Annotated in this window: 21 protein-coding genes; 15 read left to right on the forward strand and 6 right to left on the reverse strand. The window is 72.4% G+C overall.

What is annotated here, in order from left to right; all coding sequences use genetic code 11:
* Positions 1-104 precede the first annotated feature (104 nt).
* The 3 genes from AB0F62_RS04315 to AB0F62_RS04325 all read left to right on the forward strand — a co-directional run bounded on the left by AB0F62_RS04315 (position 105) and on the right by AB0F62_RS04325 (position 2763).
* Positions 105-917: a hypothetical protein gene (locus AB0F62_RS04315; protein ID WP_361791976.1), complete on the forward strand. Its 813-nt coding sequence runs from the start codon at positions 105-107 to the stop codon at positions 915-917.
* 4 nt (positions 918-921) lie between these two features.
* Complete coding sequence (locus tag AB0F62_RS04320) at positions 922-1326, forward strand: GntR family transcriptional regulator (protein ID WP_361791978.1); 405 nt, start codon at positions 922-924, stop codon at positions 1324-1326.
* Positions 1327-1614: 288 nt separating this feature from the next.
* Entirely contained in the window at positions 1615-2763 is a 1149-nt protein-coding gene (locus tag AB0F62_RS04325) for a hypothetical protein (RefSeq protein WP_361791980.1), read from the forward strand.
* 209 nt (positions 2764-2972) lie between these two features.
* Here the strand turns inward: AB0F62_RS04325 and AB0F62_RS04330 are convergent, their stop codons facing one another.
* Positions 2973-3683 (reverse strand): class I SAM-dependent methyltransferase, encoded by a 711-nt coding sequence (locus tag AB0F62_RS04330; protein WP_361791982.1) that lies wholly within the window; start codon positions 3681-3683, stop codon positions 2973-2975.
* A 242-nt stretch (positions 3684-3925) separates the two neighbouring features.
* Between AB0F62_RS04330 and AB0F62_RS04335 the strand changes: the two genes are divergently transcribed.
* Positions 3926-4570: a dihydrofolate reductase family protein gene (locus tag AB0F62_RS04335; RefSeq protein WP_361791984.1), complete on the forward strand. Its 645-nt coding sequence runs from the start codon at positions 3926-3928 to the stop codon at positions 4568-4570.
* A 45-nt stretch (positions 4571-4615) separates the two neighbouring features.
* Here AB0F62_RS04335 and AB0F62_RS04340 read toward each other — a convergent pair whose 3' ends face one another.
* From AB0F62_RS04340 to AB0F62_RS04355, 4 genes are all read right to left on the reverse strand, one after another.
* Positions 4616-4855, reverse strand: a complete 240-nt coding sequence (locus AB0F62_RS04340) for a twin-arginine translocase TatA/TatE family subunit (protein WP_361791986.1) — start codon at positions 4853-4855, stop codon at positions 4616-4618.
* Between the two features lie 145 nt (positions 4856-5000).
* The gene (locus AB0F62_RS04345; protein ID WP_361791988.1) at positions 5001-6065 is read right to left on the reverse strand and encodes a TerC family protein; all 1065 of its coding nucleotides are present in this window, start codon (positions 6063-6065) and stop codon (positions 5001-5003) included.
* A gap of 149 nt (positions 6066-6214) precedes the next feature.
* Complete coding sequence (locus AB0F62_RS04350) at positions 6215-7465, reverse strand: acyltransferase family protein (protein WP_361791990.1); 1251 nt, start codon at positions 7463-7465, stop codon at positions 6215-6217.
* Positions 7466-7636: 171 nt separating this feature from the next.
* On the reverse strand, positions 7637-8365 hold the full coding sequence (locus tag AB0F62_RS04355) for a pyridoxamine 5'-phosphate oxidase family protein (protein ID WP_361791992.1): 729 nt from the start codon (positions 8363-8365) through the stop codon (positions 7637-7639).
* Positions 8366-8754: 389 nt separating this feature from the next.
* Between AB0F62_RS04355 and AB0F62_RS04360 the strand changes: the two genes are divergently transcribed.
* Positions 8755-9135 (forward strand): cupin domain-containing protein, encoded by a 381-nt coding sequence (locus AB0F62_RS04360; protein WP_361792044.1) that lies wholly within the window; start codon positions 8755-8757, stop codon positions 9133-9135.
* 52 nt (positions 9136-9187) lie between these two features.
* Here the strand turns inward: AB0F62_RS04360 and AB0F62_RS04365 are convergent, their stop codons facing one another.
* Positions 9188-11587 (reverse strand): glycosyl hydrolase family 65 protein, encoded by a 2400-nt coding sequence (locus AB0F62_RS04365; RefSeq protein WP_361791994.1) that lies wholly within the window; start codon positions 11585-11587, stop codon positions 9188-9190.
* 355 nt (positions 11588-11942) lie between these two features.
* On the opposite strand from AB0F62_RS04365, the gene AB0F62_RS04370 reads away from it, so the two are divergent.
* The 10 genes from AB0F62_RS04370 (at position 11943) to AB0F62_RS04415 (ending at position 21486) form a co-directional block, all read left to right on the forward strand.
* Positions 11943-12608: a CBS domain-containing protein gene (locus AB0F62_RS04370; protein ID WP_361791996.1), complete on the forward strand. Its 666-nt coding sequence runs from the start codon at positions 11943-11945 to the stop codon at positions 12606-12608.
* A gap of 10 nt (positions 12609-12618) precedes the next feature.
* Positions 12619-12888, forward strand: coding sequence for an SHOCT domain-containing protein (locus tag AB0F62_RS04375; RefSeq protein ID WP_361791998.1), 270 nt, complete (start codon positions 12619-12621; stop codon positions 12886-12888).
* Positions 12889-13107: 219 nt separating this feature from the next.
* Positions 13108-13980: an SDR family NAD(P)-dependent oxidoreductase gene (locus AB0F62_RS04380; RefSeq protein WP_361792000.1), complete on the forward strand. Its 873-nt coding sequence runs from the start codon at positions 13108-13110 to the stop codon at positions 13978-13980.
* 234 nt (positions 13981-14214) lie between these two features.
* A complete protein-coding gene (locus AB0F62_RS04385) occupies positions 14215-14856 on the forward strand; it encodes a CBS domain-containing protein (protein ID WP_361792003.1) in 642 nt (213 codons plus the stop codon).
* Between the two features lie 340 nt (positions 14857-15196).
* Complete coding sequence (locus AB0F62_RS04390) at positions 15197-15859, forward strand: pyridoxamine 5'-phosphate oxidase family protein (protein ID WP_361792005.1); 663 nt, start codon at positions 15197-15199, stop codon at positions 15857-15859.
* Positions 15860-15883: 24 nt separating this feature from the next.
* Entirely contained in the window at positions 15884-16804 is a 921-nt protein-coding gene (locus tag AB0F62_RS04395) for a universal stress protein (protein ID WP_361792007.1), read from the forward strand.
* 604 nt (positions 16805-17408) lie between these two features.
* Complete coding sequence (locus AB0F62_RS04400; protein WP_361792009.1) at positions 17409-18002, forward strand: hypothetical protein; 594 nt, start codon at positions 17409-17411, stop codon at positions 18000-18002.
* A gap of 1062 nt (positions 18003-19064) precedes the next feature.
* Complete coding sequence (locus AB0F62_RS04405; RefSeq protein ID WP_361792011.1) at positions 19065-19697, forward strand: CBS domain-containing protein; 633 nt, start codon at positions 19065-19067, stop codon at positions 19695-19697.
* 306 nt (positions 19698-20003) lie between these two features.
* Positions 20004-20672: a pyridoxamine 5'-phosphate oxidase family protein gene (locus AB0F62_RS04410; RefSeq protein ID WP_361792013.1), complete on the forward strand. Its 669-nt coding sequence runs from the start codon at positions 20004-20006 to the stop codon at positions 20670-20672.
* A gap of 112 nt (positions 20673-20784) precedes the next feature.
* Complete coding sequence (locus tag AB0F62_RS04415; RefSeq protein WP_361792015.1) at positions 20785-21486, forward strand: response regulator transcription factor; 702 nt, start codon at positions 20785-20787, stop codon at positions 21484-21486.
* Positions 21487-21744: the final 258 nt, after the last annotated feature.

The raw sequence follows: 21744 nt of genomic DNA on the forward strand, positions 1-21744 counted from the left end.
GCGGCACCGCTCGGCGACCCGTTGACGTGTCGCAAGGTTCGTCGCACCATATTGAGACAAGCCTTGCGACATAGAATGCGTCACGCGGAAAGGGAGGTTGACGGATGGCTGACCAGTCGGTGCGTCCGGCGGACGTCGAGCAGGCCGGCGCGTGGCTGGCCCGGCACGGCCTGGCCGACGTCCGGCCGACGCCGTTGCTGGCCACGCGACTGGCGGCCCGGCGACGTGCCCGTCTCGCCGCCCAGGTCCTGCTGGCCGCGTTCATCATCGCGGTCGCCCTTGTCTACACCCTGGACCTGACTGCCCGCGCCGCGGCTGACGGGCCCGGGCCGAACCGGCGCTGGTCGCTGCTGGCCATGACGGCGGTGGTGGTGGCGTTGGTGCTGGCCCTGTCACTGCTGGACCGGTGGGTACGGAAGGTCGACCGGCGGGCCGGCGCGACGTTGCCGCGCCGGGCGGCCCACCCGGTCCGGCTCGGCTGGCGCACCGTGCTCGGCCTGCCGCATGCGGCGTTCGCGGTCGGCACGTTCGCCGTGGCGATGGCGATGGCGATCAGCGCCCTGACCGTGCGCGACTCCGCCTCGCGGTACGCCGCGCTCATCCTGCTCATCGGGTTGTGCGGGGTCGCGGTCGGCATGGTCGTCCAGTTGCGCCACATTCTGACGCACCCGGTCGTGGCCGACGACGAGGTCTCGCTGACCGCCGATGTCATCATGCGGGTCGAGGACGCCCGCGAAGTCGCCACACCCAGCGTGGTGTGGTCACTGCCGGTCGTGTCGGTGTTCGATACCGCACTCGGCTGGTGGAACGCCGCCTGGCTTGTCTTCATCGTCCTGAGCGCGATCACCCTCGCCCTGATCACTGCGCGGACCGCGCAGAGCGGCACCGTGGCGCGGCACGCCACGAGCACCCGGTGAATCGATGATCGTCATCGACTCGGCCTCGCCGGTCCCCCCGTTCGAGCAGCTCCGCGCGCAGCTCGCCCGGCAGATCCAGGACCACACGCTGGCCGTGGGCACCCAGCTGCCGACCATCCGCCGCCTGGCCGCGGACCTCGGTCTGGCCGTCAACACCGTCGGCCGGGCCTACCGGGCACTGGAGGAAGCGGGGCTGATCGAAACCCGCGGACGAGCGGGCTCGTTCGTCTCCGCGGCAGGCGAGCAGGCACGCGAGCGGGCACGCCGCGCCGCGGCCGAGTACGCCGCGGTCATCGCCGGCGTCGGCATCGACACCGACGAGGCCGTCCGCATCGTCCAGGCGGCGTTGGCCAATGGAAGGGAGGGAGGCCGAGGCCGGGTTGGACCGACTGGTCCGGGAACGGCGTGAGACCACGAATCCCCTGGACCTGAATCGGGGCCCTGAACGGCCGAGTCCACGACGTTCTCCTCATCCGCTGCCGCCCCGGCCCCGGCAGCGTGGTGGACGCACTCGACGACACGACGGGGGTTGCCCGTCCGCCGTACGCGTCGGCAAAAGGGCGGCCTCACTCACCGCAGTGGCGCATGGCAGGATTCCGCCATGCGCTGCGACGTCTGCGATCACAAGATGGCGAAGTGGGATGGTCCGCCGTCGCCGTGGTGCCGCGAACTGTGGATCTGCACATGGTGTTACGCGGTGACCCAGTTCGGGACGCCGAACCATGAGATCAGCCGCCCCGATCACTGCCCCTGGGAGATCCGGTGGGAAGCCGCGTGGACGGACATGCTGCCGGACGCCCGCCGGCACGCATACGGCTACCTCCACAGGACGCTCTGCGGGATCGAGAAGCCGGACATGACCGGCTCCCAGTTCGGCATGTGGGGCCGCAGCCCCGATGCCTGCCCCGACTGCACTGCCGCGGCCCTCGCCATCGACGCGCGGTGGCCCGAGGAACGACGTGACGGCTTCCGGGTGAACGTCCCGGCGGTGCCCCGGCCCCGTCCCGAGGACGATCCCGGTTACGTTCCGCCGGCGGACGAACTCGGCCGGCCGGACATCCGGCTGCCACGGACGCCGAGGGGGGCGAAGACGCGTGTTCGTACGGGTTCCCCTGCGATGGCGCACCCCGAGGACGGATTCCGTCGGATCGGCGACGGCCCCGAGGCGGTGAACCTTCCGGCGTTCTGGGCCGGTTACGGGATCGGACCCTACCGGCCGTACGACAAGCAGGGGCGCACCTTCGCATGGTTCCAGGCATATCCCCTGGAGACCGTTCCGCCGTTGGACGAGGAGTCCTTCGTCGGCGACTTCGCCTGGTTCGGCGAAGTCGGTGATCCGCTCGACTACCGCACGGCGGTGACCGATCCGATCGCGGCCGAGCTGGCGGGAGACGGCCTCTCGCTCCCCGCGGACTTCGAGGCGTTGCTCACCCGGGCCAACCTGCACCGCTGCCTGGACCGCGCGGGCGGTGGCCCGTGGACCGACGTGTCCGGCCCGCTGCCCAGCCCCGTCGATCCGGCCGACCGCATGGTGCTCTTCTTCCGCGATCAGCAGAGCTGCGTCATGTGGTACCTCTATCTGCACCGCGGCGGGCAGTCCGCAGTCGTCTGCTCCGACCGGGATTTCACCCGGGAACCGGGGCTCAGGTACGGACCCGGCGGCGAGATCGTCCCACCGCGCCGCGAGATCTTCTGGTGCGCGCCGAGCGTCGAGATCTTCGCCTACCGGTTCCTGGCCGAGGTGAGACTCTCGTTCGCGATCCACGACAAGAAGCGCGCCGGCGAACTCGATCCGGAACTCCTCGCCTACCTCGCGCACTACGTGCCCGATGCGGGCAATGCGTAAGGGCTGTCGCGGAAGCGATCTCCGCGAGTGCGTGGGCGCCCCGGCGAGTCGCGCCGCACGGTCCGCCTGAACGGGGTGGTGAAGGAGGGCTCTCGCGAGGACGGCATCACCGTCGGCGAGGCGGCGATACGGAATCAGGTGACCGGCCGTCCCGCGGCGATGTCCCGGTGCATGTCGGCGTCGACGACCACCTGCTGCTCGGCCCGCCGTCACGCCTTGCGCGCGAGGACCAGGCGCGAGTACGGAGCACCGTCCGGGCGGTGGCCGAAGGCGGGCACCGCGGTCGTGTGCACGGTGAAGCCCGCCGCCGCCAGTTCCGTGCGCACCGCGCGGAGCGGGAAGGTGCGGTAGTACATGACGAAGGGCGGCCGCCAGACCGCGTTCCGTATCCGCATGGCGGCGTCGAAGCCGGCGGGTATCCAGTAGCGCCGGGAGGCGATGGGGGGCGGCGCGAAGACCGGGAAGGCGAAGAGCCCGCCGTGCCGGAGGGCGCGGTGCACCCCGGCGAACAGGGCCGGCCGCTCGGAGGCGAGGAAGTGCCCGAAGGCTCCGAAGCTGACGGCCAGGTCGAACTCCGCGGCGAAGGGCGGCTTCCGCGCGTCGGCTCGTATCCACTCCGCGTCCGGGTGGGCACGGCGCGCCTGCGCGAGCATGCCGGCGCTGAAGTCCACACCCGCGACCCGGCCCCGGCACAGCGGTTGCAGGACGCGCAGGCCCGCTCCCGTGCCGCAGCACACGTCCAGCCCGTCGCCGAACGGGCCGAAGGGACGCAGGGCGGCGGCGGTCGCGTCGAGGATGCGGTTCGAAGTGCGGAACGGCGTGTGGTCGAACCTCGGGGCGAGCAGGTCGTAGCCGTGCTCGACAGAGGAGAGTGCCTGCACGGCCAGCTCGCGCAGCGAGGGACCTTCGGGTGAGAACACCGCTCCAGGGTAAGGGCGTTCAACCTCCCGGACAGGCGGCGGTCGCGAAACGCCGCCGGCCTCGGCGGGCCATGCCCGATTCCGAAAGGCATCAGCGAAACTTTCACGGCAGTTCACCAGCCGGGTTCCGCGTGACGCGGCCGACGCCCACCAAGCCGGATGCCGTCGCAGCGATGAGTCCGCGAGCGACCACGGGTCTACCTCTCGACCGGGACGATCAATTCAGCGGAGGCACGGCAGACATGGGTCTCATCCACATCGAGCTGTTCGCGACCCTCGACCTCGTCGGGCAGTCGCCCGGCGGCCCCGACGAGGACCCGGCGGGATTCCCGTTCGGCGGCTGGCAGGCGCCCCTGCTGGACGAGGTCGCCGGGGCGCAGGTCGGCGCCGCGTACGAGGGCACGGACGCGCTCCTGCTCGGCCGGCGGACGTACGACATCTTCGCCGCCTACTGGCCGCACCAGGAGGGCGGCGAGGACAAGGACATCGCCACGCTCTTCAACAGGGTCCCGAAGTACGTGGCCTCCCGCGGCAGGCCCGACCTCTCGTGGGCCGGGTCCACGCGGCTCGGCCCGGATCTGGCCGGCGCGGTGCGCGAGATCCGTGACCGGCACGAGCACGTGAAGGTCGTCGGGAGCCTGAACCTGGTGCAGACCCTCCTGCGCGAGAGGCTCTTCGACCGTCTCGACCTCTGGGTGCACCCGATCGTGCTCGGCGTCGGGAAGAAGGTGTTCGACGGCGGTGCGGTGCCCACGAACCTCACACTCCTCGAACCGCCGGTCGCCAGTCCGAGGGGCACGGTGTACCTGCGCTACGGGCTCGCCGACGGCACGCCCGGAACGGGGGACATGAGCGCGCCTGATCGCGGCGTCGGGCGCGGCGACTGAGGCCGCTCCGCGCCGGGTGACCGGCTTGCCGCCGGGCCCGGAGGGTCAGCTCCTGGTGGTCCCGGGGTCGTCGGACCGGCGGATCACGTCTTCGGGGCCCGCCCGGATGATGCGAGGGGCGGGCTGGTCGGCGGACGGGTCCTCGTCGGCCTTCATGGCCTTGACCTCGCTCCTGAGGATGCGGGTGGCCTTCCCGGCGGAGCGGACGAGGCCGGGGAGCTTCCTGATGCCGATCAGGACGATGACCACGATGAGCAGCAGGACGAGCTCGCTGAGGCCGAACATCGTGCCGGTTCCCTCCGGTTGGACGGGGCGCGGGGCGCCCACAGTGACGACTCTGCGAAAACTACAGCACAGGGTGCGGCCACCCTCTGACGGCGAGTGACCCCGTCATCGGGATGTGTGCGATCCGGCGGCAGCCCTCATTCGGCTATCGATGCGGCGCCCCTTCGGCGAGCTCCGAACCCGAACCGTCTTCGAACCCGGACCGCGGACCCGGGCCGGTGCGCTGTTCGCACCCCTGACGCGAGGCGGTCTCAGCCTGCGCCGCGTCGGAGGCGCCCCCCAGTCGCAAGGCGGCATCGGGGACGCGCGTCTCCCGCCAGGAAACCGCGAAAGTCACCGCGAGCACCGTGATGATGAAGGTCAGCGAGGCCCATACGGGGACCTTGTAGACGTCGGTGAGCAGGAGCTTCGCTCCGACGCCGGCAAGGATGACGCCCAGACCCGTCTGCAGGTGACGGAAGCGGCGGGCGGCGCCGCTGATGAGGAAGTAGGCCGCGCGCATGCCCAGCAGCGAGAACGCGTTGGCGGCGAAGACGATGAAGGTGTTCTGGGTGACCGCGAAGATCGCCGGGATGCTGTCGACGGCGAAGACGACGTCGGTGGTCTCTATGACGATCAGAGCGGCCAGCAAGGGGGTGGCCGCCCAGGCCCCGTTCATCCTGACGAACAGGCGTTGGCCGTGCAATCGGTCGGTCACGGGCACCACTCGACGCAGGGCGCGCAGGACGATGTTGCGGTCGGGGTGCACCTGGGCTGCGCCATGGCGTAGCACTTTGACCGCGGTCAGCAGCAACAGCGCGCCGAAAACGTAGATGGTGGCGTGGAAGGCGTCCAGCAGCGCCGCGCCGACCAGGATGAACACCGCCCTCATGGCGAGTGCTCCCACGATGCCCCACATCAGGACCCGGTGCTGGTAGCGGTCGGGGATTCCGAAGTAGCCGAAGATCAGGGCGAAGACGAAGATGTTGTCTACGGACAGGCTCTTCTCGATGAGGTAGCCGGCGAGGTACTCCTCCGCCAGGACCGGGCCCTGCCAGATGAGGAGCAGTCCGCAGAATCCCAGGCCCAGCGCCACCCAGACGACGCTCCAGACGGCGGCTTCCTTGATGGAGATGACCGTCGCCCGGCGATGGATGACGAAGAGGTCCAAGGCCAGCACCACCGCCAGGAAGGCGATGAGGACGAGCCAGGCGGTGGTCGGTATCTGCATACCGCCCACCTGCCCGGCTTTGCCAGTCTTTTAACATTTTTGCCTGTTTTATACCGAAGGGAGCGGTGTGCGGGGTCGGCGCCGAACCGCCCCCGCACACCCGTCGCGGGCCTGTTGTCGTGGGCCGGTTGTCGTGGCCCTGGTGTCGCTCAGCTGATCAGGCGCGCCGGAGTGGTGACCGCGTGCATGAGGACCTCCAGAGGCCCCCGCCGGAAGATCCGGGTCCAGGCCAGGGCCAGCACCATCGCGGCCGCGGAGAAGGCGAGCAGGACCGGCAGGTCGGCGGAGTCGGGCAGGTCGTCGACGCCCAGGACCCTGATGGCGACGATGTGGCCGACATAGGCGGTGAGCGAGATCGAGCCGACGGCGATCAGCGGCGTGGCCGCCCAGCGCACCCGTGCCGACCGCTCGACCACGGCCAGGCACGCGGCCAGCGCCAGCAGCGCGATCCCGGTGTTGCCGAAGATCGAGAACGTCGTCTGACTGTGCGGCGCGGCCACCAGCAACCAGGACGGCGTGTCGACGACCTGGTCCCCGTACGCCTGGGACAGGGCGTCCGACCACCAGGCCGAGGCGGTGGGCGCGCCGTCCGTGGCGGCGCTGATCGCGGCCCGCGCGCCGGTCGCCAGGTGCAGGGCCAGCCAGGAGCCGCCGTAGCCGAGCACGGCCAGTGCCGCGCCGCACACGGCGACCTTCGCGCGCACAGCGGGCCGCCGCAGGTCGAGCCGGGCGACGGCCATGCCGGCGATAAGGAAGGTCACCCAGGTCAGCACCGGGTAGTCGCCGGTGATCAGCAGCTCCAGGAATCCGTCCGAGTCGGTGAGCCGGGCCAGCGGATCGTGGGCGATCACCGTGTCGCTCCATCCGCCGTTGTCGGCGGCGACCCGCAGTACGTACAGGATCTGTGGCAGCACGAGCGCGGTGCCGGCCGCGATCAGCGCCAGCGTGCGGGCCCGCAACCGGTACAGGGGCAGCACGAAGAGGAAGGCGAGCCCGTAGTAGGACAGGATCACGTCGATGGAGGTGCCGAGATCCGTCAGCAGGTACCCGAGGACGATCAGGACGCCGGCCCGGATCAGCACCCGGCCCACGGCCTGCCGTCCCGCCCGGCCGGTACGCGGCTCCGACCGGCCCGTCAGCAGGACCAGGGAGAACCCGGCGAGGAGGGCGAACAGGGCGGAGGACCGGCCGCGGGCGAGCTCCATCACCCAGCCGAGCGGACCGCCCACGGAGGGGTCGGGGCCTACATGGGCGGCGAACATCCCGAGGATGGCCAGACCCCTGGCGAGGTCGACGCCGATCAACCGCCCCGCCGCCGCGGGACGAAAGGGGGAGCGGGCCGCCGGGACCCTGTCGAGGGGTGCCGGGGCCTCGGCCGCGACGGTTGATGCGTGGGTCATGCGCCCCAGACTTGCGACGCCACGGGTCGCACGCCATCCGGCGGGTGTCGGGATTTCCCCCCGCCAGGTGGCTGGCGCGCTCGAGCGCAGCGGGCGTGGCCGACGACTCAGGAGCTTGGCTTTCATACGCGATGGTCACACGGTGCGATCCCCGGTGCACGCAACGCGGCCCTACCTCATGGTGGAGCCCGTCCCCGGACCCGTCTCCGGAAGCGTTCGGATGGCGCGGCCGCTGACCTCGTCCGGCACGATGCGCAACCACAGCTCACGTACGCCCCCGGCCCAGGGCTCGGCACCGGGACGGCGCCCGAGGTCCTGCACGGCGGCCGGGTCGGTGATCTCCTCGACGGTCCCCGACACCAGCACGCTCCAGCCGACCCCGTGCCCCTCGTCGAGGTAGTCGGTCTCGAAGGCCGCCTTCGTGCCGGGCGCGGCCGCCGCCGCGCCGACCGGATCCGTCCGGTAGACGACCGTCCGCCCGTCCACCAGGAAGTTGACGGGGACCAGAACGGGAGCGGCGTCCGGCGAACCGGTCGCGCGGGCCAGCCGGCCGATGCCGTGCGTGCCCAGGCGTTGCCAGCATTCCTGCTCGGACAGTCGCTGCAGCACGGGCCGGGCCGCGGGGCCGCCCCGTCCCGGCGGAGCCTCGCGGGAGCCTGCGACCAGCTCCTCGTACGACATCCCCAGCACGGCGGCGAGCCGCACCAGCCCGGCGGGGTCGAAGCCGGTCCCCAGTTCCTCGACCTGACCGAGATAGGCCATCGACATCCCGGCCCTGGTGGCCAGTTCCTCCCGGGACATACCCAGCTGCTCCCGCCGCAGAGCGACGCGACCGGCCACGCTGTCACCGTCGAAGGAGCCGCCGGCCGCCGGGCCGGAGCGGTCCGGAGTGCCCTCCACGGCCGCTCACCTCCTCGTTCCGTCTCCCTTCAGCGCAGCAGACCCGCAGCCCGCCCGCCAGTCAGAAGGCGGTGGCCACATGGCCGGGGAGCAGGCGCCGAGCCGGAGCGGCGTGCGACCTCGGGGCCGGTACGGCGATACTGGAGATTCGAACATCATCGCCTGGTCCGGGGAGCCGCGGCGACGCGGCGAGGCCGCCACAGGTGGCCGCCGCCCGTGCTGGCCGCCGCCCGTGGTGGCCGCGTCCGCTCAGGCCGGTTCAAGGCAGCGCACACCATCTGACGACCGTCTGCTGATCCACAGCGGACGAGTGGAGGTGCAGCACCGTGTCGGAGAACGCATCAGCAGACGCGACCGGCGGGCCGCGCTCTGAAGTATGGAAGACCCAGCTGAAGACGCTTCAGGACGTCCGGCCGCCGTTCGTCCCGGACGATGCCTCTGTCATGACCCTCGTCGTCTGGCGGGAGCCCGGCGACCCGGGTGTGCCACCGCACAGGCATTCGGGTCCCGCTTTCGGCTATGTGGTCGAGGGCGCGGTCCGCTTCGAACTCGAGGGGGAGCCGGAGCGGGTGATCAAGGCCGGAGAGTCCTTCTGGGAGCCCGGCGGGGATGTGATCCACTACCAGGACGGCAACGCTCTCACGGACGCACGGACCGAGTTCGTGGTGACCATGCTCTGTGCGCCGGGGCAGCCGATGCTGACCCTGGTCGACGAGGAGGAACTGGCCCAGCGAGCGCATCTGCGCGCTCCGCGCCCTGCCGGCGGCTGAGCCCGCCCGGCATCGGCGGGCCGACCGCGGGACGGGCCGTTGCCGAGCCGGGTCACCGGCTCGGCAGGTCGAGTGCCCTGAAGCGGCCGGGGGGCACGGACCAGGTCCGTCCGCCGAGGCGCACCCGCACCGGTGCCGCCTCGGAGACGGGGACCGCGACGCCGACCCGGCCGGCGTCGACGTGGATCCGCACACCCCAGTGGCCGCGGTAGCGAACCGTGAAGGCGAAGCGCGCCAGCTCCGGCAGCGGTGCCGGATCGAGCCACAGAGCGTCCTCGCGGGCCTCCAGACCGGTCAGGCCGCGCTGTACGAGGTCGAGGGTCCCCGCCATGGCCCCCAGATGGATCCCCTCCTCGGTGGTCCCGCCCTGGACGTCGGTGATGTCCCCCAGCAGGGCCTCCTGCGCGTACGGCCAGGCGTCGGCCCGGTGGACCCGGGTCAGTACCCAGGCGTGCACCACTCCGCTGAGGGTGGACCCGTGGCTGGTGCGCCGTAGGTAGTAGTCGACCGTCGACCGCCATGTGCCGTCGTCCAGCCGGTACCCCAGACGCTCGAACAGGCGGCGCAGTTCGGTGGGTGGGAAGAGATAGCCCAGCATGAGCACGTCGGCCTGTTTGGACGCCCGGTAGCGGTTGACCGAGTCCCCCTCGGCCTCCAGGATCCGGTCCAGCCGGCGGATGTCCCCGTACCGCGCGCGGTAGCCCTCCCAGTCCAGCTCGTCGAGCTCTTCGTAGCCGGCGAACTGGCTGAGCACACCGGCGTGACGGGGGACGTACAGCTTGCGCGAGACGTCGTCCCAGCGATCCGTCTCCTCCGGGTCGAGGCCCGTGCGCTCGCGGAGTTCGTCGCGGCGCGGGGCCGGAAGGGACCGCCACAGGTCCAGGGCCCGGGCCAGTACCCAGGCGGCCGTGACGTTGGTGTACGTGTTGTCGTCGACCCCAGGTGTCGCGGAGCCGGGGTAGGCGTCGTGGTATTCGTCGGGTCCGACGACGCCGCGGATGCGGTAACGGCCTTCGGTGCCGCGGTCGGGGTCCCAGGTGGCCAGGCCGGCCCAGAAGCGGGCGATCTGCAGCAGCATCTCGGCGCCTTTGGTGTACAGGAACTCGGTGTCGCCGGTGGCCTGGCCGTACCGCCAGATGTTGTAGGCCACGGCGGAGCCGACATGGTGCTGGAGCCGGGTGTGGTCCGGCAGCCACCGTCCCGAACGCGGGTTGAGGTGCAGGGTCTGGGTCTCCTCGCGTCCGTCGCTGCCGCTCTGCCACGGGTACATGGCTCCCGTGTGCCCGGCCTGTTCCGCCGCGCGGCACGCCTCCTCCAGGCGGCGGTGACGGTACTCCAGCAGGGCCCGCGACACCTCGGGGAAGTGCAGGTCGAGGTAGGGCAGGACGAACAGCTCGTCCCAGAAGACATGGCCTCGGTAGGCCTCGCCGTGCAGTCCTCTGGCGGGCACGCCCACGTCCAGTTCCGCGGTGTGCGGGGAGAGGGTCTGCAGGACGTGGAAGGCGTGCAGCCGCAGGATCCTGCCGGCTTCCCCGGGAACGTCCAGGCCGGCGCGCCGCCACAGCCGCTCCCAGGCGGCGGTGTGCGTGGTGAGGAGGCCGGTGAAGTCCGGTGCCCGTTCGACACGGCCGAGGGCCGCGTGCAACGGGTCGCTGATCGCCGGGTCCCGGGAGGTGTGCAGGGCGACCGCCTTCTCGACCACGGCCGGCCGGTCCGGCGCGAGCGGCAGGATCAGCCGGTGGACCGCGGTGCGCTCCCCCGCCTCCAGTGACCGGCCGGTCGCCGGACGGGTCGTGGCGCGCGTTCGGGCGGCGAGCGCGACGCGGATGTCGGAGGCGGTCGTACGGCAGCGCAGCCACACCGTGTCGGGGTCGGAGGTCCCGGTGTGCATCCTGGTGAGGTGACGGCCGTTCAGGTCCCGGTAGCGGGCGACTCCGGTGTTGCCGACGTCGCCGTCCAGCGCGGACTCCACCTCCAGCTCCGCTGACCAGTCGCCCTCGGTGCGGAAGACGGTCCTCAGGGCGGCCAGGTGCGGGTCGTGCATGTGCACCAGCCGGGTCTGCTCGACGGCCAGGACCCGCCCGTGCGGCTCTCGCAGCCGGAACGTCCTCGTCAGGGTGGCGCGCCGGAGGTCGAGGTCCTGCCGGTGCTCCAGCAGTGAGCCGTCGTCAGGGGTGAACCACGCACCGCCGTCGCGGAGTCTGAACCGCAGGGGCAGCCAGTTGGGCAGGTTGACCATGTCCTCGTGTCGGACCTTGCGCCCGGCGATGGTGGAGTGGAGGCGGTTGTAACAGCCGGCGGCATAGGTGCCGGGGTAGTGGTGCGGGCCCGCGGCGGTCTCCGGGGCGGCGCCGCGGGTGGCGAAGTAGCCGTTGCCCAGGGTGCACAGTGCCTCGCGCAGGCGCTCCTCGGCGGGGTCGTAGCCCTCGTACGACCAGGTCCACTCCCCCATCGTCGCCCCTCTCCGGGATCCGGCGGCCGGCCCGGCCGGGCCCGCCGCGCGGCGCTTCCCGCGCCACGGGCGTGCGGCAGCCCCGCCCTCCCGTCCAGTCTCCCCCGGACGCGCCGGACACGCCCCGGAGGGCGGTGCCGGATCACGAGGTCGTGGTCACCGTGCCGATGACACCGCCGGGCGGTGGCCCGTACGCGCATGGGCCACGTGGCCCGCCCCGGGGGACCCTCGGCCGTACCGGTGGCCCCACCGGCCCATGCGGGGGCGGCCGGAGACGACCGACAGTGGGAACGGACGAGGCCGGGCCCGTCGCCGGTGGGCCCGGCGTGAGGCAACCAGGCAGGGAGGCGGGGAGATGTACCACCGCAACGTCGGCGACCTGATGACCAAGGCGGTCGTATCGGTGCGGCCCGACACGCCGTTCAAGGAGATCGCGATGCTGCTCGCGGAACACGACGTCACCGCCGTTCCCGTCGTGGACGACGGGAACCGGCCCGTGGGCGTGGTGTCCGAGGCGGACCTGCTGCGCAAGGAGGCAGGGCAGCCGGACCCCACCGGACTGCTTCCCGCCCGGCACCCGCGGCCAGGCGAACGTTCCCGCAACGCCGCCACGACCGCGGAGGGGCTGATGAGCACCCCGCCGGTCGTCGCGCGCCCCGAGTGGTCCGTCGTCGAGGCGGCCCGGCTCATGGAGCGACGCGGGGTGAAGCGGCTTCCGGTGGTGGACGAAACAGGCCGGCTGGTGGGGCTGGTCAGCCGCGCCGATCTGCTGCGGCTCTTCCTGCGCAGGGACCGCGCGATCCGTGAGGAGATCACCGGTGACCTGCTGGTGAAGACGCTCGGACTCGCGCCCGACGCCGTCACCGTCGATGTCGTCGACGGGAATGTGTCGCTCGAGGGCGTGGTGGACCGTCGCAGCCTCGTACCGGTGGTCACGGAGCTGTGCCGAGGCGTCGACGGCGTCATCGAGGTCGAGGCCCGGCTGGGCTACACGGCCGACGACCGGCTGCTCACCACGTGAGGAGGAAGCCATGTTCGTCTACGACCACATGAACGGCTGGGGCTGGGCCCTGATGTCGCTCGGCTGGCTGGTGCTGCTGGTCCTCATCGGCCTGGCCGTCACGGTGGTGCTGCGGCGCACCGGCGACGGCCGACCGGCCGGCACCGCCGACGGGCATCGCCCGAGCCCGCGGGAGACGCTGGCGGAGCGGTACGCCCGCGGCGAGATCGACGACGAGGAGTACCGGCGGCGGATGGAGGTGCTGGAACAGGCGACCGGTCACCGGCAGGGGTCGAGGTGATCGGATCCGGCACGCTCGTGACGGGCCTCGGAGCGTCGTGTCCTGCCGGCCTTCGCGAGGGTGGACCTGGAACCCGGATCTCGGCGTGGCCCGTGCGGGCGGGCGCGAAGGCGAGGCATACGGCACATATACTTGACTCGTCAAGCATATCCCCCCGTCGATCGCGCCGGGAGCCGGTAACCGGACGGGGCGTTCGGCCTTCCACCCGAGAAACAGGACATGACAGACGAATCGAGAGTCACACGGCGTTCGGTCGCCATCACGGGAGCCGGGAGCGGCCTGGGCCGGGATCTCGCCCTCGCACTGGCCGGAAGCCACCGCGTCTTCGGCACGACGATGTCGGACGACGAGGCCGAGGACGTCACGGCCGCCTCGAACGGCCGGGTCACCCTGACCGTCTGCGACATCACGGACCGGGCGGCGGTGGCGCGTTGGGCGGGCCAGGTCGCCGACTCGCTGGGGGCGGCGGGCCTGGACGCGCTCGTCGGCAATGCCGCCGTGGTCACCCCCGGCCCGCTCGAACTCCTGGACCCCGAGGACGTCAGGCGCGAGTTCGAGGTCAATGTGTTCGGCGCCATGGCCGTCATCAACGCCTTTCTCCCGGCCCTTCGCCGAGCGCGCGGCCGCATCGTCCAGATCGGCTCCACCACCGCGGCCTTCCCGCTGCCCTTCCTCGGAATGCTGGGAGCGTCCAAGGCGGCCATGGACACGCTCGCCGACGCCTACCGCATGGAACTCAGGCAGTTCGGGGTCGACTTCGTCGTCGCGGTCCCCGGCAGCATGCGCACCGGGAGCCAGGAGCGCGTCGTCGCGGAGCTACGGGAGCTCGCCAACACCCTCACCGACGGGCAACGCGCCCTCTACGGCGAGTCGTTCGGCGGCTTCGTCGACGGCTTGAGGAACCTGGAAGCCGGTGGGATGACCAGCGAGCAGGCGGTGGCCGAGATCGCGGAGCTGATCGACGCGGTGCCTGTCCCTGCCCGGGTCCCGGTCGGCGAGGAGGCGGAGGAGATCCTCCGCCTGGTACGGGAGTCCCCCGACGCGGAACTCGACGCCCTGCGCATGGGGCTGGTCGGCCTGACCGAGGCCTGAGGCGAACACCGCCGCGACAGGCCCGGCTCGCCCTGGGGTGCGCCGGGCCTGTCGCGTGCCCGCTCCCACCACCACACGACGGCGCATCCGTTGCCGCACGCCGCCCCGGCCCGCGTGCGGTGACAGGGGGCGTCGGGCCCTGCCATGGGGCCGGGTGGCCCCACGGCAGCGGCTGCCGACGCGGCGGAGACTGGGTGCGGGAGGGGTTCCCGTCCCTCGTCGAAGGAGGCGGCCGTGAACGCCAACCGGCATCCGGCGACGGTGGGCGACGTGATGACGCGCGAGGTCGTCGCGGTCGCCATGGGCACGTCCTTCAAGGAGATCGTGCGGACCATGGAGCGGTGGAAGGTCAGCGCCCTGCCCGTGGTGGCCGACGGCACGCGCGTCGTCGGCGTGGTCTCCGAGGCGGATCTGCTGCGCAAGGAGGAGCACCGCGAGAACGACGCCCCGCCGATCGGCGCGGGCCCCGACAAGGCGGCCGCGGTCAGGGCCGAGCAGCTGATGACGGCCCCGGCGGTCACCGTGCACGACGACGCACCCCTGGCGCAGGCGGCACGGACGATGGCGCTGCACCACGTGAAGCGGCTGCCCGTGGTCGACGAGGACGGTGCGCTGCGGGGCGTGGTGAGCCGGGGAGACCTGCTGAAGGTATTCCTCCGGGCGGACGAGGACATCGCCCGCGACGTACGGGACGTCGTGGCCGGTGGACTTCTGCCCGAAGCGTGGCAGCTCGTGGAGATCGAGGCGGCCGACGGGCTCGTGACGGTGAGCGGCCTGCTGGCCGACCGGTCGCTGGTGCCGGTCGTGGCACGCATGGTGCGCTCCGTCGAAGGCGTCGTGGACGTGCGCTTCGACCTCACGTCGAGCCGGATGTGACGACTCCTGACGCCGACCGGTCGGACCCCGCGAGGGGACCGACCGGCCCAAGCGCGCTCCGGGCGCCGCGCAGCACCCTGGCAGCAGGACCACGGCTCCCCCCGAAGGAAGAGGAGGCCATGAGGGCGTGGGTGTCCCAGGCGCCCGGTCAGGCAGCCGGCCGGCGAGAGTCGGCGGATCCGGAGCCGAAGGAGGGCGGCGCCGCGATCGTCCGCGTCGACGCGGACCCTGTCCGCGGAACCGACCCGCGCCTCCACACCGGTGACGTGCCCGACGCGCGCCCCACGGCATTCGGCGGTGGCGCTCGCCGGCGGAGCATGGACGAGAGGACTGAGCGGTGATGACGAAGCACCCCACAGCCACCGCGGCCGGGGACATCGGCCGGCGCATCGCGATGCGCCGTGAGGAACTGGGTCTGTCGCAGGAGGAGGTGGCGGCCCGCACGGGCATCGCCCCGGGCTACCTGCGGTTCGTGGAACAGGATTCCACCGCCGCTCCCGGCATCGCGACGCTGCGCGGCCTGGCCATGGCGCTGGACACGAACGTCTCGACGCTCAGCGGCGGCGAGGCCGATCTGCCGCCCGGTCGCGGGCGGGCCGCGGGCCGTGCCGAGCTGGTGGAACTGGGCGGCGAGGAGTGCTGGGAACTGGTGTCCTCGCACGGGGTGGGCAGGCTCGCCCTGTCCATGCCGGACGGGCTCACCGTCCTGCCGGTCAACTACAGCGTCGACGAGGGCACGATCGCCTTCCGCACCTCCCCGGCCGCCACCCCCGCGGAGGCCTCCGACACCAAGTGCGCCTTCGAGGTCGACGAGGTGGACGACGCCCTGAGCCAGGGCTGGAGCGTCCTGATCCGCGGCATGGCGCACACCGTCACCGACCCCGCGAGCGTCCGTCGGCTGAACGAACAGGCGTACACCGGGCCGTGGGCCGGCGGGGAGCGCGACCTGTGGGTACGGATCACCCCGGCGACCGTCACGGGCCGCCGCATCGTGGTGGGCTGACACGACGACGGCGGGAGGCAGGGCATGACCGGCACCAGTCACGGAGCGGATCCGACCCGCACACCCCGTGGGGAGGTGGTCGTGGGGATCGACGGATCGGATCCCGCCGTACGCGCCCTGGACCGGGCGGCCGACGAGGCACACCGGCGGGACACCGCCCTGCGGATCGTGCTCGGTCTGCCCTGGCCCGATCCGGGCGAGGTCGGGTTCGGCCTGGACGCCGATCGCGAGCGCCCGCGGGGCGAAGCCGCCCGGGCTGCCCTGGAGCTGGCGGCCCGGCGTGCGAAGGACCGGCATCCGGGTCTGACCGTCGCGATGGAGCAGACCGCCGAGCCGGCCGCCTCGGCGCTGGTGCGCCTGGGCCGGACCGCCGTCCTGACCGTCGTCGGCACCCGCGGCCGCGGCGGCTTCGCCGGGCTCCTCCTCGGCTCCGTGGGTCTGCGGGTGGCGGCCCACAGCGCCGGCCCGCTGATGGTCGTCCGCGGTGAGGACGCGGTCGCGCACCGAGGTCTGCTGCACGACAAGGTGCTGCTGGGGCTGGAGGACGAAAGCGACGCCGCGGCCGCCCTGTTCGCCTTCGAGGAAGCCCGACGGCGGGGCTCGCGGCTGCGGGTGCTGCACACCTGGCCGCACGCACACGTTCCGATGGGCGAGTGGCCGGTGTCCCACCGGCAGGACCTGGCCGCTCAGGCCCGGCAGCACAAGGAGCTGGCCCGATTTGCGGTGTCCAAGCTGATCGAGCGCTTCCCCGACGTCGCCGTGCGCGTGGACATCGCTCCCGGCCACGCCGCCGCGGCACTGGTGGAGGCGAGCCGCGCGGCCGATGTGGTGGTGGTCGGAGCCCACCGGCGGGATGCCCGCCCGCTGGGGATGCGCCTGGGACCGGTCACCCACGCGGTCCTCCATCACGCGCACTGCCCCGTCGTTCTGGTCCCGATCGGCTGACCGGCGGGCGGACGCCGGCGGTGTGCGCCGGCAACCGCTCGGCAGGGATGACGCTTCGCCGTCCCGGCGACCGGGTCCGGGTCCGGCCGCCTCGGTTCGCGGGCCCGGCACGCCAGGTGGCGCGTCGGACAAGAGGGCGAGTCACCCGGTCGGCTACTGAATGTGCGCGGCTCGCGACACATGGCGATTCTTGCTGTGGGCCCGCTGCTGTCTCCGACAGCTCTTCACTCCTGGTGGGCGGCGTCTGCCGCGCGGAGCGGGCCTCCTTGCTGGAGGTGACGTGTTGTCTCAAATCGCCGTGTCCCAGGCGCTCATACGGCGTCGCGGTGGTCCGCGTTTGTGGACGATGGCCGCGAGCGTGGCCCTGGCGTCCAGTGCCCTGACAGGTGCCGCGTACGCGGGGAACACCGACAGCGGCCAAGCTGACGCCGTGAAACCCGGCGTCCAGGCCGCTCTCGCCGGCCCGTGCTTCCTGTTTCCGTACTTCCCCGGATATTGCCCCGTCCGCCCTGACTACCCCTGGCACCCGGGGCGCCCCGGCATTCCCGGCCCGCCGGGCCCGCCGGGGCCGCCGGGGCCGCCGGGGCCTCCGGGGCCTCCCGGCATGGAGGGGCCGCCGGGGCCGCCCGGAGTCTCTCCCGCTCACGGCCTGGAGGAATTCACCGACGACCGACAATTCGCGCCGCCCGACGGGGTCACCACGGTCTTCGTCCAGGCATGGGGTGCCGGCGGGGGCGGTTCGGGAAGTGATGTCAACACCGGATCGGGCGGCGGCGGCGGGGGCTTCGCCTGGTGCCTCCTTCCGGTCCAGCCGGGCACACCGGTCACAGTGGACATCGGCACACCAGGCGCAGGCGGGCCCGATGGCGCGAACGGCCAGCCAGGCACATCCAGCACGGTGGACAACGGTCTCGGCGGCGTCGTGTTCGCAGATGGCGGCAACCCCGGCACGGGGTTGATCGGCGGCCAGGGCGGCTACGGCAAGTGTCCTGGCCAGGGCACGGTCCGCCAAGGGCCCGTCGGCGGGGCCGGCGGGGCCGGCGGACCGGGCCTGGGAGGCCGTCCGGCAGTGAACGGCGTCATCCCGCCGCCGGCGCTATCGGCTGCGGGCATCGGCGGCAACGGCGCTCCTCACCCGCCCCCCAACGAGCGCAACGGCCTGCCCGGCGGCCCCGGATACGTCGTCATCTGGTGGTAGACCGCGTAAGGCCCGGCGCACCTCCTGGCGCGCCGGGCCCGGCCGGTCAGGAGGTTGAGGCCTCCGCACCCTTTCCGTCACCCAGCGTCTTCCGCTTCTCCCGGACCTCGCTTTCCGGGTAGCGCTTGGCGCCGGCCTCGGCGGGGGGATTGCACTCCAAGGTGACGTCAGGGGGCTCCCTCGGGTGTGCTCTCTTCGTGGGTGGGCCATGACGGCGGTCGAAGCGCCGACGAGGGCGAAGCTGTTGCGGAGTTCGGCGACCGGGGCGGCGTGATCCACGGGGCCGTTCACAGATGGCGACACCGTGTCCGCGTCATGTCCGGACACGGTCTCCGCGTGTCCGGGAGCAGTGCACAACGGCGATGTCGACGAACGCCTCCCGCGGCTCCCGGTCGCCGGCGGACCGCCGGGCCGAATGCGTCGTCATGCACCGACGTACGACCGTCTTCGGTACCGGACGGGCCCTGACAAGGGCCGCAAGGCCCCTTCGTGTGGACGGTGCCGGGGGGCAGGCTGAGAACGAGGGCCGCCGGCCGGGACCAGCTCGCCACTCGCGTCACCCCGTCGTCGGACTTCGCCGGGGAGGTACCCGTGATGACCACCGCCACGACGATCGGTCTGCACGACGCGCTCCCGGTCCGGGCGCGACAGCGCCTGACGGAGCTCCGCCGCCGGCTGTCCTTCCCGCCGACGCCCGGATCCTCGAGACGGAGCAACGGGCCGACGGGTCGGTCGCACTCGACCTCCGCGTCCCCGACCGCCGTCCGGCCATGGTGGAGCCCCTCGGACGCGGCGACTCCGCCGGTCGTGGCCATTCCCTCCGTACAGCCGGCATCTGGGGGCCCGGGACGCAGAGCCCCGTAGGCGCGACGGAACACGACGCCACGATCGTGCGGGCGCTCTCCGAGGCCGATCCGGCCTTCGGCCGGGCCGTGTCGCGCCGGGTGGCGGAGACCGCCGCGCACCGCATGCCGCGGACCCGCACCCGTGCGCCGGACGTCCACGGGCCCGCCCGCGGCGGAACCCGTACCGCCCGGCCGCTGCACGCGAGGAGGACATGTCATGCACGGCAGCCCGCACATCGTCAGCGACGTGATGACCCGATCCGTCGTCGCGGTCGGCCGGGAGGCGTCGTTCAAGGAGATCGTCACGACCATGGAGGAGTGGAAGGTGAGCGCCCTGCCGGTACTGGAGGGCGAGGGCCGGGTCGTCGGCGTGGTGTCCGAGGCCGACCTGCTGCCCAAGGAGGAGTTCCGCGACAACTGCCCGTCCCGCCACGAGCAGATGCGGCGGTTGCCGGATCTGGGGAAGGCGGGCGCGACCACCGCGGACGAGCTGATGAGTGCCCCCGCGGTGTGCGTGCACGCCGACGCCACCCTCGCTCAGGCGGCGCGCGCCATGGCTCACCGGCACGTCAAGCGGCTGCCGGTCATCGACGGCGAGGGCATGCTGTGCGGCATCGTCAGCCGGGGCGATCTGCTGAAGGTCTTCCTGCGTCCGGACGAGGAGATCGCCGAGGAAGTCGACCGCGAGATCGTCGCGTACCTGTTTCCCGGCGAGCCGTCGCCGGTGCGGGCACGCGTCGAGGAGGGCGTCGTCCACTTCTCGGGCGCGCCGGGTGACCCCTCGCTCGTCCCGGTGGCGTCTCGGTTCGCGCGTGCGGTGGAGGGCGTCGTCGGCGCCGTCTGGGACTGACCGCCCTGCCGCCCGGCGAGCGTACGGGGGGTGACGTCGGGCTCGCCTGGGGCCCCGGAGAGGTGCGCGGGCATCCGCGTGTCCTGCCGGAGCGGGCCCGCGCCTTGCCGGTGGAGCCCGCGCAGTGGTTCCCCACGGGAACCGCCGCGTGCCCGGCGGGCCGTCCGGGTCGGGCGGGCGGGCCGTTCTCGCCGCCCGGGGGTCCGTTCGGCCCTGTTGCCGGAGCCGTGGGCGGACGACGATCGGAGGCGGGCTGATCCCCGTAGGCGGTATTCCAGAGACTCGGAACCCAAGGGCGTGAGCACCATGGCACCGAATCCGTTTCCGGCCGCCCCCGGCGACATGGGGCGCCGGGTGGCCAAGCGGCGCGACGAGCTGGGCCTGACCCGTGACGAGGTCGCGGCCCGGGCCGGCATGGCCACCAGTTATCTGCGGTTCATCGAGGAGCAGTCCACCGCGGCTCCCGGCCCGGGAACGCTGAACACGCTCGCGGCCGTCCTGGACACCACGGTCGTGGCGCTCAACGGAGGCGACGCCGACCTTCCGCCCGGCCGCCTCGGACGCGCTTCGGCGCACGCACGCCTGGTGGAGCTCTCCCCCGAGGAATGCTGGTCGCGCATGGACGACCACGGAGTGGGCCGGGTCGCGGTGACCACTCCCGGTCGCGAGGCCATCCTGCCCGTCAACTACAGCGTGGTCGACCGGTCCGTCGTCTTCAGGACCGCACCCGGTTCCGGGCCGGCCGAGGTCATCGGAACGGAGGTCGTCTTCGAGGTCGACCACGTGGACGAGGCGCTCAGCCAGGGCTGGAGCGTCCTGGTCCGCGGCCGGGCCCGGCGCGTCGAGGACCCCGAGACCGTGCGGTACCTCGCGCGGCAGGCCTATACCGGTCCCTGGCCGGGGGACGACGACCGCAGCGTGTGGGTGCGGATCGACGCGGACGCCATCAGCGGCCGGCGCATCGACGTCCCTTGAGGGTACCGCCCCGCGCCGCCGGGTCCGTTCGGCCCTGGCGTACCCGGGCCTCATGGGTCACCATCGCCGGAACACGAGCCGCAGGCAGGGCGACACAGAGCAGGGGGTCGGCATGACCGGTGCGGAGGGGTTCTCACCGCAGGCGCCGATCAGGGTGTTCCTGGTCGACGACCACGAGGTGGTGCGGCGGGGCGTGCACGACCTGCTCGACGCCGAGCCGGACATCGAGGTCGTCGGCGAGGCCGGCACGGTGGACCACGCACTGGCCCGCGGGCCGGCCCTGCGGCCGCACGTGGCGATCCTCGACGTGCGCCTGCCGGACGGCGACGGCATCGGCGTCTGCCGCGAGTTGCGCTCGCGGATGCCGGAACTCGCCTGCCTGATGCTGACGTCCTTCGACGACGATGACGCGCTGCTGGACGCGATCATGGCCGGGGCCGCGGGCTACGTACTCAAACAGATCAAGGGCTCGGACCTGGTCTCCGCCGTCCGTACGGTGGCCTCCGGCCAGTCGATGCTCGACCCGGCGACCACCGCCCGGCTGATGAGCACTCTGCGGCAACAGGACGAGCCGCCGGATGCGCAGGACGAGACGCTTGCCACGCTCACTCCGCGCGAGCGGGAGATCCTGGAGCTCATCGGGGAAGGACTGACGAACCGGCAGATCGGCAAGCGGCTGTTCCTGTCCGAGAAGACCGTCAAGAACCACATCTCCCGGATGCTGGCCAAGCTCGGCGTCGAGCGCCGCATCCAGGCCGCCGTCCTCGCCACCCAGCACCATCCGGCCACCGGAAGGGCCGAACCCCGCCGTTGAGAAGCCCGACCGGCCCCTGCCACCGGGAGGCTCGGCCTCTCCCCGCGGCCCCGGCCGGCACGACCTGGGGATGGGGCCGCATATGGGCCCGGCTGCTCCTGCTCCGCGATCACGCCCGGCTCCGCTGAAGCCGTCACGCGCCGGCGGCGGTTCGCGTTGCCGCGCTGTTCGGTGTCGACACCGTCAGCACGAATCGCTGCACGTAAGCGTAAGTGGAGCTCACGACGCTGACTCCTACCTCACGGTCCAACTCCCGGC

Origin of the sequence: Streptomyces sp. NPDC026673 (assembly GCF_040638135.1) — a bacterium.
Taxonomy (GTDB): Bacteria; Actinomycetota; Actinomycetes; order Streptomycetales; family Streptomycetaceae; genus Actinacidiphila.